The organism is Bradyrhizobium sp. CCBAU 45384 (genome assembly GCF_028128665.1).
GTDB classification, from domain to species: Bacteria; Pseudomonadota; Alphaproteobacteria; order Rhizobiales; family Xanthobacteraceae; genus Bradyrhizobium; species Bradyrhizobium manausense.
Map to the genome: position 1 here is coordinate 172139 of NZ_LBIZ01000119.1, position 12196 is coordinate 184334.

Consider the following 12196-nt stretch of genomic DNA (forward strand, 5'->3'; position numbering starts at 1 on the left):
CGGCGCGCGGCTCGGCGCTCCGCGGGCTTGCTGACAACGATCGAATAGCGCGTCTCGTTCCCGCTCATGCGAACGACAAAGGCGGCCCGCTGTGCCCAGCGGACCGCCTTTGCACCCACCCCAAATGGGAGCGGCGTCGGCCGGGCACCCCTACCCGACCGCCACTTTCTTGCGCTCGAAATCGTTGGGCACCTCGATATCGACCTCCAACGTCGAGACCTCGTCGCCGCGTTCGAGCCGTACGATCACCTTGGTCGGATCCAGCATCACATGCTTGGAGACGACGGCCAGAATTTCCTCACGCAGCACGCCGAGCAGATCAGGCTGGCCGCGTAGTCCGCGTTCATGGGCCAGCAGAATCTGCAGCCGTTCGCGCGCGACGGGTGCGGATGCCTTGTTGCCGCGGAGAAGCCGGAGCAGACCCATGCTCATGCAGCCCTCCGTCGCAGCAGTCGATCCATGAAACCCTTGCGCTCGGTCGGCACCTGCATGGCGACCGTTTCGCCGCACAGCCGCCTCGCCGCATCGATATAGGCCCGCGCGGGTGCGCCTTCCGCGTTCGACAGCGTCACCGGCGTGCCGACGTTGGAGGCCTTCAGCACGTCCTGGCTCTCGGGGATGATGCCGAGCAAGGGCGTTGCGAGGATTTCCAGGATGTCGTCGATGGTCAGCATCTCGCCGCGCGCGGCACGCGAGGGATCGTAGCGCGTGATGAGAATATGCTTCTCGACGCGCTCGCCCTTCTCGGCCCGCACCGTCTTGGAATCGAGCATGCCGATGATGCGATCGGAATCGCGCACCGAGGAGACTTCCGGATTGGTGACGATGACGGCCTCATCGGCAAAGCGCATCGCCATGGAGGCGCCGCGCTCGATGCCGGCGGGGCTGTCGCAGATCACCCAGTCGAACCGGCTGCGCAAATCGGCGATGACCTTGCCGACGCCCTCTTCCGTCAGCGCGTCCTTGTCGCGGGTTTGCGAGGCGGGCAGCAGCCAGAGATTCTCCAGCCGCTTGTCCTTGATCAGCGCCTGCGGGAGCTTTGCCACCCCCTGCACCACGTTGATGAGGTCGAACACCACGCGGCGTTCGGCGCCCATCACGAGGTCGAGGTTGCGCAAGCCCACGTCGAAATCGACGACGACGACCTTGTCGCCGCGTTGCGCCAGCGCCGCCCCCAATGCGGCGGTCGTGGTCGTCTTGCCGACGCCGCCCTTGCCTGATGTCACGACCAGTACTTTGGCCATTTCAAATCTCTCCTTCTGGTCAGTTCAGCGCAGTAATTCGCATGGTGTTGCCTTGCAGCCAGGCCTGGGCCGGCTTGCCGCGCAAGGCGCTGTCGATGTCGTCCGCAGTCTGATAAAATCCATCGATCGCAAGCAGTTCGGCCTCGATCTTCTGGCAATAGATGCGCGCGCTCGTGTGTCCGTTCACGCCCGCCATGGCGCGGCCGCGCAGCGCGCCATAGATGTGGATGGAGCCGCCGGCAACGACCTCGGCGCCGGAGCCGACCGAGCCCAGAATGGTGACGTCGCCTTCGGGGAAGATCACGGTTTGGCCCGAGCGCACGGGGCTCTCGAGCAGCAGTGAGGTCGGCTTGGTCTCGACCTTGGCTTGCGGCTTTTTCGGCGCGGTCGGCTCGATCACGCAGCTCCGCCCGCCCGACAGCAACGGCGGCATCGACGGGGTCAACCGGCTCTCCTCCACGCCCTCGATGCCGAGCACGCGGATGTTGCGGTCCTGAAGGCTGGTGAGCAGATGACCGATGCCGGACTGGCTGAGATCGACCGAGGACAGATCGATGACGACGGGCCGGCCGGCGAAGAACCCTGGCGAGCGCGCGATGGTGGTGTCGATTTCCTGGAGCCAGTCCTGGATCGGAACCGTCGGCACGAAGACGAAGGCCACGTAGGAGCGCCCGCGCAGGCGCACCATTTGGCGTTGGACTTTTGCTGCAGCCTCCATGGTGGCCGACTCGTTCCCCGTTATTGAATGGTTAACGATGCAGCCAATGTGGTTAATGTCCGGTTAATTTCTCCGTGGGGTTACGTTGGATGAGGCGTGAAGGAGCGCCCGGGCCAGGCGCTCGAAACCCGTGGGGTGGGCAAAGCGAAGCGTGCCCACCTTCCGCGTGCGATCGGAGAGAGATCGTGGGCACGGCGCTTTGCGCCTTTGCCCACCCTACGAGAGCGAGGGCGTAGCCCCGTGGGCTACATCCGGGCATCGAAGACCGCGAAGGCAACGCTCAGAGCAGCTTCGCGCTCACGAACAAGGCGCGCACGGCATTGGTCGCCTGGACCGCGAGCATGGCGTTGCCGGCAGCGCCCTCCAGCGCCGCGATGGCCTCTTCATGCAGCGAGCGGAATTCCATCCACTCGACCGATTTGAAGTTGGTGAGGAATTGATAGGCCTGGCCGACGGTCGCGATCGCCAGCGTGTCACCGTTCAGCTTGATCTTGAACGTCGTGCGCAGCGGGGTCTCGGAGCTCTGTGGATCACTCATGGGCTGCTTCTGAACGACAACGGCTTAATGAAGGGAAAACGGCAGGCCGGCCGCACCTGACAAATGTCAGGAGTCGGTGCTGGCGCGCTGCGAGGCGGTGGTCGCACCGCTCAGGCTCGGCACCACGACCAGGCGGTTGAACTCGCCATTGTCGTAAGCCTTGAGGAAGCGATCATAGTCCTTGATCGAGACGCAGCCATTGGAATCGCCGCGCGGGCCGAGCATGTAGGTGTGGGTGAGCAGGCCGACGCGGCCGAGCGCGCTGGTGCCGTCGGTCGGCGTCATGCGCAGCGCCCGCACGCCGTGGAACAGTTTTTCGCGCGGCTTGAGGTCGTAAGTCGCAGGCGGGGTTGCACCGACCATGCGCTGGTCGACATGGTCAGGATCGTCCATCAGCGCGCCCATGCCCGAATGGGCCTCGATCGCGACGCCGCTCGGCAAATAGAGCGCCTTGGCCTTGATGTCGTAGACCGCCGTCTTCGAATCGTAGCCGAGCGCGGCGAGATCCGGCGCCCTGCCCAACAGGCCGTCCCCGGGGTTCAGCGAGGCCAGCCTGATCTTGTCGGTGAACTTCTCGAAGAAGTTGCGGTTGTCGACCCGGGGTTTGGCCTCGGCATAGGCCTGACTCGAGGCGATCTGCGCGCTGAAGTCCGCCTGGACCGGCCGCGAGCGCGGCACCGGCACGGCATCGGCGCGCTGCGGGGGCTTTGCGGTCTCTTCGGTTGCGGGCTCGATCAAGGTCGAACGCCAGTCGTCGCCCTGGAGCTTCTGGGCCAGCATCGCCTTGGCATCGCGCAGCTTGAGCTGGACCGCATTCAGGGCGGAGCGCTCCATGGTCTGCAGGCCAAGTTCGCGCGTCGGCGGATTGTTGCCGGACAGCGAGGCGAAACGATCATTGAACGAAGGAGAATTGGCCGGCGGCAGTGCGGCGGTCACCAGCGCGCTGGAGTTGGCCGAATCCGAAACGCCGATATCCGCGACCCACGCGGCGGCACCCAGCGCCAGCGCGATCGCAGCCATGGACAGCAGTACCGTCTCGGCTCGCCCAATACGGCGGCGCGACAACGGCCTGTCGGCGCGTACGCGGTCGGAAACCATCAGATCCCCAAATCGACACCCCCGGGGGACCCAACCCCCACCCGGAGACTCTCTATACCAGCTACCACATTGGGAGCCAAAAGTTAGGCATAATCGCGGCCGGCAAGTCCTCTGGAGGTATCTTATGACCGATCCTTTCGATCTAGAGCGCTTCCTGAAGGCCCAAGAGCCGGTTTTTCGCGCCGTTTTGGCGGAGCTGGGCCAGGGCCGGAAGCAAAGCCACTGGATGTGGTTCGTTTTTCCGCAAATCGCCGGCCTCGGCTTCAGCGCCATGTCGCAGCGTTACGCGATCGGGTCGCGGGCGGAGGCCGAGGCCTATCTCGCCCATCCCGTCCTCGGTCCACGCCTGATCGAATGCACCCGCCTCGTCCTCGCCGTGCAGGGACGAACCATCAACGCGATTCTCGGCGCGCCTGACGATGCCAAATTCCGCTCGTCGATGACCTTGTTCGGCGCCGTGTCCGACGAGCCCGTCTTCGACGAAGCGCTCGCCCGATATTTCGCGGGCAAGCGCGATGATGCGACGCTGGAGATCCTGGCGGCTGTCGATCGAAAGGCCTAACCGGCGCACCTGCCGGCGCAAGTGGCAACGTAAACCCGCGGTTAACAGGCTCCCCCTATTTTGCGCGGAGAAAAACATTCTCTCCCGCGCCCATTGCCGGACCAATCATGAAAATCGGTACGCTGCTGACCACCGCCATTGTCTCGCTCTCGACCGTCGGCGGCGGCCTTGCCGTCTATGTCGCCGTGACGAAGTACCAGACGATGGGGCGGATCACCGAGGCACAGGGCCGGCTCGCGATCGTCCGCGCCGTCAGCGACATCCCGCGCTATCTCAATCCCGAGCGCGGCTTTTCCACCAACATCCTCTACGGGCCCGCGACCATCGATCCCGCGCTGCTCGCCGAGCAGGACAAGCTGCGCAAGCAGACCGACGGCGCCCGCGACAGGATGAATGCGCTGCGCAGGGAGCTGCCTGCGTCCTTCGACGACGGCACCACCATCGGCAGCAACATCGACGGTATCAATGCGAAGTTCATGTCGCTCCGCGAGGCCATCGACAAGGCGCTGAGCGGTCCGGCCGATGCGCGCAAGGACGCGGCCAAGCAGATCGTCGCCGACAACGCCGTGCTCAACTCTGGCGTGACCGTGCTGCTCAACGAGCAGGTCCGCCGCATGGCGATCCTCAACGGCGACGCCTACCGGCAGGCGAGCTACGCCAACATCGCCATGACATTGCGCGACGTCGGCGGCTTCAACTCCAGCCTGCACAAGAACCTCGTCGGCGGCAAGAAGCCGGCGACCGACGCCGAGAAGGCCGACATCGCCCGCTCGCAGGGCCGCAACGACCAGATCGTGATGTCGCTGCAGGAACTGCGCGGCAACCCGGCCACCCCGGCCAACGTCGCCGCTGCGCTGGAGAAGTTCAATGCGGTCTATGTCGAGGAGTTCGGCCGCGAGCTCAAGCTCGTGAAGGACGGTGCAGTCACCGGCAAGTACGAACACGACATGGAGACCTACTTCGCCTCCACGCAGCGCGGTCTCGCCACCATCATCGAGGTCCGCGACGCCTTCTACGACAACGCCGAGCAGGTTCTGGCCGGCGCGTCTACCGCCGCCCGCACCAGCTTCACCATCGCCCTCGTCGGCCTGCTCGCCGTGCTGATCGCCAGCGCAGGCCTCATCGTGACTGTCCGCCGCCGCGTCTGCGCCCCGATCGTCAACCTGACGAGCCGGATGTCGCGGCTGGCTGACGGCGATGTTGCCGAGGAGATCCCCGGCGCCGAGCGCTCCGACGAGATCGGCGCGATGGCCGCCGCCGTCCAGGTCTTCAAGGACAACATGATCCGCGCCGACCGGCTCGCCGCCGAGAAGCAGGCCGAGAACGACGGCAAGATGCGCCGTGCCCAGGCGCTTGACGAATTGACCCGCGCCTTCGAGGCCAAGGTCAGCGAGCTGGTCGGCGGCCTATCGCAGGCCTCCTCCACCATGGAGAGCACCGCGCAGTCGATGACATCGACGGCGGCCCAGACCAACAGCCAGGCCGCGGTCGTCGCCGCCGCCTCCGAGCAGACCTCGACCAACGTGCAGACGGTCGCCAGCGCGACCGAGGAGCTGACCTCCTCGATCGCCGAGATCGGCCGCCAGGTCGCGCAATCGACCGAGATTGCAGCCCGCGCCGTCGACAACGCCCGCCGCACCGGCGACACCGCACGTGCGCTTGCCGAGGGCGCGCAGAAGATCGGCGACGTCGTCACCCTGATCCAGAGCATCGCCGAGCAGACCAATCTGCTGGCGCTCAACGCCACCATCGAGGCCGCGCGCGCCGGCGATGCTGGCCGCGGCTTTGCGGTGGTCGCATCCGAAGTAAAATCGCTGGCCGGCCAGACCGCCAAGGCCACCACCGAGATCTCCGAGCAGATCACCGCGATCCAGACCGCCAGCGACGAGACCGTGGCCGCGATCCGCAACGTCGCCGACGTCATCGCCGAGATCGACCAGATCGGCACCGCGATTGCGGCCGCGATCGAGGAACAGGGCTCGGCGACCAAGGAGATCGCCCGCAGCGTCCAGGAGGCGGCGCGCGGCACCCAGGAGGTCAACGCCAACATATCGGGCGTGCAGCGCGCCGCCGGTGATACAGGCAGCGCTGCGAGGGACGTTCTCGGCGCCGCCGAGCAGCTCTCGACGCAGTCGCGCGACCTCGCCGGTCAGTTCGACCGCTTCCTCGCTGAAGTCAGGTCTGCCTGAAGCAGCCCATCCGTCAGGCGCTCTTTTGCCACCATCCGTCGCCCTCCCAACTCGATGAAGGGCACCTCGATAAAGCGCCACATCAGCCATGCCGCCGGCGTTGTGATCAATAAGGCGACCACGGCCAGGGCCGCTGCGCGGATGGTCGGCGGCAGGTCGAACGGCAACAGGCGAACAGCGATCGCAAGTCCGATCGCGTGAAGAAGATAGAAGCTGTACGATATTCGCCCGTACAACCGGACGACATCGAAGTCGAACGGCCGCAGCGCTGCGAGCTTGTCGGGGCCGAAGGCCGAAAAGCAGACGAGCGCAGACGCGCAGAGCGTCTCGGCCGCGATCGTTACGGCGGTCTGCTTCCGGACCGCGACAACAAGCATCATGACCAAAGCGGTGGCGACGACGACATTTGCCCGAGACGGTTGCACTCGTCCGACAAGCAAGTTCCCGCCCGATCGCGTGAGCAAGCCGACGACGAAGGCATAGAGTGGCGCAAGATTGGTGAAGTCACCCAATAAGTGAACATAAGGTCCCCAGAACGAGATCGCGACGAGAAAGCCGACCACCATCCAAACCGGCGTCGCGCCATGACGCCTCAGCAGCGCATGCGAGATCAGGATCACGGGAATTGCGACGCATTCGACGGTCAGGGACCACATCACCCCGTTGATGTCGCTCCTGATGAGAAGCGCATTAAGGACAATGTTGAGCGGGTCGAACGAGGGCAGGAAGCCCACGTAGAAGCCGCTGCTTCGATACGCCAGCGTCAGCAGCAGCACGGTCACAATTGCCGCCGGCAGCAGCCTGAACAGCCGGTGACGGACGAATGTGAGGGGATCAGGATCGCGATCCAGAGATCGCGAGAGCAGGAAACCACTGAGCACGAAGAAGACAACGACCGGCGCCATTCCGGTTGCAATCGTCTCCCAGGACTGCATGCAGGCGTGGAACGCGAGCACTGATACGGCCGCAAACCCGCGCATAGCTTCAAGTCGCGGCAGAAATGCAGTATCGCGATACGCGGCCATTGTGCGGAACGATTAGCCCAGCGGATCGCTGACGGCAACCGCGCCCGGCGCCGGGACGTCCTAATAAGGCGGCGCCTTGCGCGCGCGCTGCGCCTTGGCCGCCTCGATCCACCACAGCAAATCATCGGCAAAGCGCGGGAACGAGCGTTCCAGCGCCTTGCCGCCCTCACCGATCGGCTCGCTTTCGGCAGACAGCGTCTGCGCGATCGGGCCGACGCCGATGGTGCTCGAGATCACCACCATGCCCATCTCCGACAGCGTGCCGTGCCACGCGGTCGAGGCGCGCGCGCCCGATAGGCGCCCGGCGGAGTAGCTCACGATCGCGGCCGGTCGCCAGAACCACTCCTCCAGGAAATGATCGGTGAGGTTCTTCAAGCCGGGCTGGATGCCCCAATTATATTCGCCGGTCACAAAGACGAAGCCGTCCGCACCGCGGATCTGGCCGGCCAGCTTTTCCAGCGCCTCCGGCGCCGTGCCTTTGGGGTACTCCTTGTACATGCGATCGAGCATCGGCAGGCCGATGGCCTTGGCGTCGATCAACTCGACGTCCTCGCCGCGACCGCGCAGGCGATCGATGACGAAATTCGCCAGGCGGATGCCCATGCGGTCGGACCGGTAGGAGCCGTAGAGGACGAGGATGCGGTTGCTCATCGCGGCATGCTAGCACGAATCCGGGGGCCATCCCCAGCCGCTTTATCGTGCTATCGCCCGCGTCCGCGCTCCAGCGTTTCCGACGGCGTCTCGCCGAACTGGTCGCGATAGCTGCGGGAGAAATCTGACAGATGCCAGAAGCCGAAGGCCAGCGCGACGGTCTTCACGCTCTCGGCGCCGGCGAGGAGCTGCCGGCGGACCAGCCACAGGCGGTGGACCCGCAAGTAGCGATGCAGGCTCATGCCGCGATAGCGGCGGACGACGTCATGCATCGTGCGGACGGAGAAACCGAGCTTGCGTGCGATCTCCTCGCTATAGATCGGCTGCGACAGATCATCGGACAGAAGCGCGCGGATATCCTGGAAGATCTTGAAGTTGCGCTCATCGTTCGGACGCAGGATCCATCGTGCCGGGACCAGGTTTTCGAACACCTGGTCGACGGCGCCGAGCAGAGATTCCCTCATCGCCGCCGCCTTCAACGGCATCGCCGCGGCTTCAACCGGCTCCGTCGCAACAGCCAGAACCTCCCGGACCACATCACGCAGCCGGTTCAAGCTGGCTGCGGTCGTCTCGTAGATCCTGAAGGTCGATGTCGTGCCCGGCCAGCCGCGGCCCGTCACCTGCGGCCTGAACATCACCGAAGCAATCTGCCGCTGCACTTCCTCGATCGTGGTGTAGGCAGCGCCGTTGCTGCCAATGACGATGGCCGGACGGACGCGGTGCGAACCGTTGAAGCGAATGGGCACGTCGAGGTCGTCCATCGTGAAGCCGACCGCCGTGCAATCTTCGACCAGTTGTGCGTCGACAACGCGCGGGAACGCGCGCGTCACGTTCACGTCGCAGCCCGGCAATGACAGGATCGTCTGCTCGGACGAAATGTGCCTGACGAAAGGCGTAAACTCGAAATTCAGGCCCCGTATGGCGCTTCGAAATTGATCGACATCAGAGAAGCGAAATGTCTTGAGAGCCAACGCGGGCGCATCATCAATACTGTTCATGGTAATTTGAAACGTCGCATCCAAACCGACGCCCGTCCGGCGGCGGTGCCGGCTCGATCCTCCCCTTTGAGCTATCCGGTTAGCCCGAAAGACTCATTCTGACCTATTCGGCCAGTTGGCGAGCGTCACAAGCCGGCCCGTCAAAGCTCGCCAAATTTCGATATCGTTTCCTACCTCCGAGGTGGTGCAGGAATACCCGCACAACCGAAGCATAAATCTAAATTAACATCTTTGGATTGCAATGGACCCTGTTTGATATTTTTAAGCCTTTTTTGAGTTCAGGCTCCTGCCATGACGGCAAATTCGCCTGCCGATATTCTGGTTGAGTTGGAAGAAGCGGTCGCCGCCTGCCCGCAGGAGCGCTGCGCCCGTATCCTTGCAGGGATTGTTCGCCTGCTCGCATCCGGTCGCGACAGGCCGCAGGAATTGCTGGTCAACGTGGTCGACGGCGTCTTGCTCCGGCTGACCGGGCGCGTCGCGCCTGCCGCGCTGATGGAGCTGAGTGAGGCACTTGCGAGGCTGCAAGTTGCACCGCAAGAAACGCTGCGACATCTGGCATCGCATGATGATCCAGCCATCGCATGCCCGCTCCTGCGAAAGTCGCAGGCCCTCTCGACCGCCGACCTTGCGGCGATCGCGACATCATGCAGCGAAGCCCATCAACTCGCGATCTCGACCCGTGATGGGATCGAAGAGGCTGTAGCCGAAGCGCTCGTCGCGCATTGCACGCGCGCAGTTCGCCTCGCCCTGATCAAGAATGCTGGAGCCAGATTTTCCGAAGCGGTCTACACCCTGCTCGTCGAGACCAGTGCAGCGGACGACGAGATCACGAAGCTTCTGGCGCTCCGACCAGGCACGCCTGACCACGTCTTGCGCAAGCTGCTCTCGGCTTCGCCCGGACCGAAAGCTGCGGCCAAGCCCAATGCCTCCGCCGGGCCACCGGCACAGATCCCCGCGCCTGTTGCGCTGAAGCTACCCACGGCAGACGACTATGCGAAAGCAAGACCCGAGATCGTCGCCCTCAACCGCGTCGGAAGGCTCAACGATTCAACGGTGAACCGTTTTGCGATCCGCGGCGAGACCGCCAATCTGGTCACGGCCTTGTCGGTGCTGTCAGGCGCCCCCATCGAGATCGTCGAGCATGTCATGAGAGACGAAGATTGCGAGGGCCTCGTAATGGCTTGTCGGGCCTCGCGCCTGAACTGGGCGACCACGCTGGCAATCCTGAGTAACCGCGGCGGCACGCGACTCTCATTCGCCCAGCGGGAGCGCGCGCAACATATTTTCGAGACACTTCTTCTGTCGACCAGCCAATGGACGGTGCGCTGGGGCGAAATCGCAGCAAGCGCAAGCACACGCGATCCCGGACATCGCGGCGCCGGAATGGGGAGATAGCCGATGAGATTAGATGGCCGCAAGAACGCTCGCGTGAAAATGGACCACCGACAACCCGTCAACTTGATGGGCTCGGACGGTACCTGGCGGCGCAGTTGCGTGCTGCTCGACGTGTCGCAAACCGGCGCCAAGCTCGAGGTCGAGGGCACGCTCGATGTATTGCAAGCCAAGGAATTCTTCCTGGTGCTGTCTTCCACGGGGCTGGCCTATCGGCGCTGCGAGCTGGTGTGGATCGACGGCACCACCGCCGGCGTTCACTTCGTCACTGCGGGCGCCAAGAGGAAAGCGGCGAACGCGACGGCCGCCATAGCGCAAAGCAAGTAGGCAGCAAAGGCTCAAGACATCATCAGGCTCGCTCAACCCCAGTATAGTTCAGATCTTCCGTGCAGAACGCGCGAACCATGACCGGCTACGTCAAAGGCGACCGCCATCGAGCAGCAGCATCGGCACGTCCTTTCGTGCATGTGCTGGCCGATTGCTCCGACAAACTGTCCCGCATCTGCGCGGTGCTCGAACAGCGGTTCGCCGTTGCTGGCGAGCGGCTCGACGCGGAAGCCAAGCTGTCGCAGGTGCCTTACGCCATCGTGATCCGCGCGGAGCTGCGTGACGTCGACAACATCGCGGCGATCAAGAAGCGAAGCGCCAGGCTTGCAAAGGCCACCAAGCGCATCTTCCTCGTCGAGCAACCCTCGCACGTCTGCGTCTCGCAGGCCTACGCGCTCGGCGCGACCCTCGTCCTTCCCGGCCCGCTCAACAAGATCAGGCTGCTGGCCGCGCTGGCTGAGCCAGCCGAGCCGGCAGCGGATTCAGCCAGCTGCTCGACGCAGCCGGACAACGCGGTCGAGACCGCGGCGACCGCTATCGCGTCGATGTTCACGGCCGTCACCATGGGCGAGCCGCTCGACGTCGACGGCACCAAGGACGCCGGGCGCAGGATTGCCGATCGCATCACCGAGCATGGCTTGTCCGAATGGCTCACGACCGTGCGGCGCCACCATGAGGGAACCTACCAGCATTGCCTGCTGGTCACGGGCGTGGCCATCGACTTCGGGCTGAGCCTCGGCGTCGGACGAGCCGACCTGGAGCGGCTGTATTCGGCCGCCATGTTCCATGACATCGGCAAGGCCCGGATCCCGCTCGCCATTTTGGACAAGCCGGGCCGGCTCGACGACGCCGAGCGCGCCGTGATCGAGACGCATCCGGTAGCCGGTTACGACTTTCTCAAGGACCATGGGAAGATCTCGCCGGAGATTCTCGACGCGGTCCGCCACCATCACGAATATCTCGACGGTAGCGGCTATCCCGACGCACTGGCGGGGCACAGCATCAACGATATCGTGCGCATTCTCACGATCTCGGACGTCTTCGCCGCACTGATCGAGCACCGGCATTACAAGCCGACGATGCCGCGCAACGAGGCCTATGACATTCTCTGCGGGATGACGGGAAAGCTCGAGAAGGCGCTGGTGGCCTGCTTCAAGGAGGTCGCACTCACGAGATAACCCGCGCGCGATCGTCGACCCGGAATGACGTCGCGGGTTGTCGCGTTCTAGTGCGTCGCCCGGAATTTGATGCGGCGCGGGATCGAGCGACAGGCCAGTCCCTCGGCGAGCAGCTTCATATCCTCGCGTTTGCCGCTGCGGATCAGCCTGCTGAATTCTTCAGGGGTAAAAGGAAGACTGGGATCATCATCGATCGGGTGCCGCATCCGCGGACCGAAGAACCATCGAACCAGGCTAGCCAGCCGCCGCATGTCAATTCCCTCGCGCCAGCAACAA

14 protein-coding genes are annotated in these 12196 nt (G+C 64.3%); 5 read left to right on the forward strand and 9 right to left on the reverse strand.

What is annotated here, in order from left to right; translation table 11 throughout:
* Nucleotides 1-150: 150 nt before the first annotated feature.
* From minE to XH80_RS37345, 5 genes are all read right to left on the reverse strand, one after another.
* Complete coding sequence (gene minE / locus XH80_RS37325; RefSeq protein ID WP_271602933.1) at nt 151-432, reverse strand: cell division topological specificity factor MinE; 282 nt, start codon at nt 430-432, stop codon at nt 151-153.
* Complete coding sequence (gene minD / locus XH80_RS37330) at nt 429-1244, reverse strand: septum site-determining protein MinD (protein ID WP_057757677.1); 816 nt, start codon at nt 1242-1244, stop codon at nt 429-431. The genes minE and minD overlap by 4 nt, the downstream gene beginning before the upstream one ends.
* 19 nt (nt 1245-1263) lie before the next feature.
* A complete protein-coding gene (gene minC, locus XH80_RS37335) occupies nt 1264-1962 on the reverse strand; it encodes a septum site-determining protein MinC (RefSeq protein WP_057757680.1) in 699 nt (232 codons plus the stop codon).
* Nucleotides 1963-2242: 280 nt separating this feature from the next.
* A complete protein-coding gene (locus XH80_RS37340) occupies nt 2243-2500 on the reverse strand; it encodes a hypothetical protein (RefSeq protein ID WP_057757683.1) in 258 nt (85 codons plus the stop codon).
* A 66-nt stretch (nt 2501-2566) separates the two neighbouring features.
* Nucleotides 2567-3529 (reverse strand): DUF2778 domain-containing protein, encoded by a 963-nt coding sequence (locus XH80_RS37345; protein ID WP_442869203.1) that lies wholly within the window; start codon nt 3527-3529, stop codon nt 2567-2569.
* 193 nt (nt 3530-3722) lie between these two features.
* On the opposite strand from XH80_RS37345, the gene XH80_RS37350 reads away from it, so the two are divergent.
* Both XH80_RS37350 and XH80_RS37355 read left to right on the forward strand, forming a co-directional pair.
* Nucleotides 3723-4160, forward strand: coding sequence for a DUF1810 domain-containing protein (locus XH80_RS37350; RefSeq protein WP_271602934.1), 438 nt, complete (start codon nt 3723-3725; stop codon nt 4158-4160).
* A gap of 107 nt (nt 4161-4267) precedes the next feature.
* Nucleotides 4268-6349, forward strand: a complete 2082-nt coding sequence (locus tag XH80_RS37355; protein WP_271602935.1) for a methyl-accepting chemotaxis protein — start codon at nt 4268-4270, stop codon at nt 6347-6349.
* On the opposite strand, the gene XH80_RS37360 is transcribed toward XH80_RS37355, so the two are convergent.
* The 3 genes from XH80_RS37360 to XH80_RS37370 form a co-directional block, all read right to left on the reverse strand.
* Entirely contained in the window at nt 6310-7329 is a 1020-nt protein-coding gene (locus tag XH80_RS37360; RefSeq protein WP_271602936.1) for an acyltransferase family protein, read from the reverse strand. The two genes, XH80_RS37355 and XH80_RS37360, sit on opposite strands and share 40 nt — an antisense overlap.
* A 105-nt stretch (nt 7330-7434) precedes the next feature.
* Nucleotides 7435-8025 (reverse strand): NADPH-dependent FMN reductase, encoded by a 591-nt coding sequence (locus tag XH80_RS37365; protein WP_271602937.1) that lies wholly within the window; start codon nt 8023-8025, stop codon nt 7435-7437.
* A 50-nt stretch (nt 8026-8075) separates the two neighbouring features.
* Nucleotides 8076-9023 carry a helix-turn-helix domain-containing protein gene (locus XH80_RS37370; RefSeq protein WP_271602938.1) on the reverse strand — a complete coding sequence of 316 codons (948 nt, stop codon included), beginning with the start codon at nt 9021-9023 and terminating at the stop codon, nt 8076-8078.
* 291 nt (nt 9024-9314) lie between these two features.
* Between XH80_RS37370 and XH80_RS37375 the strand changes: the two genes are divergently transcribed.
* From XH80_RS37375 to XH80_RS37385, 3 genes are all read left to right on the forward strand, one after another.
* Entirely contained in the window at nt 9315-10418 is a 1104-nt protein-coding gene (locus XH80_RS37375) for a DUF2336 domain-containing protein (protein ID WP_271602939.1), read from the forward strand.
* Between the two features lie 3 nt (nt 10419-10421).
* Nucleotides 10422-10742, forward strand: coding sequence for a PilZ domain-containing protein (locus tag XH80_RS37380; RefSeq protein WP_271602940.1), 321 nt, complete (start codon nt 10422-10424; stop codon nt 10740-10742).
* A 77-nt stretch (nt 10743-10819) separates the two neighbouring features.
* Complete coding sequence (locus tag XH80_RS37385) at nt 10820-11920, forward strand: HD-GYP domain-containing protein (protein WP_271602941.1); 1101 nt, start codon at nt 10820-10822, stop codon at nt 11918-11920.
* Between the two features lie 47 nt (nt 11921-11967).
* On the opposite strand, the gene XH80_RS37390 is transcribed toward XH80_RS37385, so the two are convergent.
* Nucleotides 11968-12171 carry a hypothetical protein gene (locus XH80_RS37390; RefSeq protein WP_057757707.1) on the reverse strand — a complete coding sequence of 68 codons (204 nt, stop codon included), beginning with the start codon at nt 12169-12171 and terminating at the stop codon, nt 11968-11970.
* Nucleotides 12172-12196: the final 25 nt, after the last annotated feature.

What these genes read in the sequence shown, in the direction of transcription:
- minE (WP_271602933.1), bottom strand. Translation starts at nt 432, where the DNA reads ATGAGCATGGGTCTGCTCCGGCTTCTCCGCGGCAACAAGGCATCCGCA.
- minD (WP_057757677.1), bottom strand. Translation starts at nt 1,244, where the DNA reads ATGGCCAAAGTACTGGTCGTGACATCAGGCAAGGGCGGCGTCGGCAAG.
- minC (WP_057757680.1), bottom strand. Translation starts at nt 1,962, where the DNA reads ATGGAGGCTGCAGCAAAAGTCCAACGCCAAATGGTGCGCCTGCGCGGG.
- XH80_RS37340 (WP_057757683.1), bottom strand. Translation starts at nt 2,500, where the DNA reads ATGAGTGATCCACAGAGCTCCGAGACCCCGCTGCGCACGACGTTCAAG.
- XH80_RS37350 (WP_271602934.1), top strand. Translation starts at nt 3,723, where the DNA reads ATGACCGATCCTTTCGATCTAGAGCGCTTCCTGAAGGCCCAAGAGCCG.
- XH80_RS37355 (WP_271602935.1), top strand. Translation starts at nt 4,268, where the DNA reads ATGAAAATCGGTACGCTGCTGACCACCGCCATTGTCTCGCTCTCGACC.
- XH80_RS37360 (WP_271602936.1), bottom strand. Translation starts at nt 7,329, where the DNA reads ATGCGCGGGTTTGCGGCCGTATCAGTGCTCGCGTTCCACGCCTGCATG.
- XH80_RS37365 (WP_271602937.1), bottom strand. Translation starts at nt 8,025, where the DNA reads ATGAGCAACCGCATCCTCGTCCTCTACGGCTCCTACCGGTCCGACCGC.
- XH80_RS37370 (WP_271602938.1), bottom strand. Translation starts at nt 9,023, where the DNA reads ATGAACAGTATTGATGATGCGCCCGCGTTGGCTCTCAAGACATTTCGC.
- XH80_RS37375 (WP_271602939.1), top strand. Translation starts at nt 9,315, where the DNA reads ATGACGGCAAATTCGCCTGCCGATATTCTGGTTGAGTTGGAAGAAGCG.
- XH80_RS37380 (WP_271602940.1), top strand. Translation starts at nt 10,422, where the DNA reads ATGAGATTAGATGGCCGCAAGAACGCTCGCGTGAAAATGGACCACCGA.
- XH80_RS37385 (WP_271602941.1), top strand. Translation starts at nt 10,820, where the DNA reads ATGACCGGCTACGTCAAAGGCGACCGCCATCGAGCAGCAGCATCGGCA.
- XH80_RS37390 (WP_057757707.1), bottom strand. Translation starts at nt 12,171, where the DNA reads ATGCGGCGGCTGGCTAGCCTGGTTCGATGGTTCTTCGGTCCGCGGATG.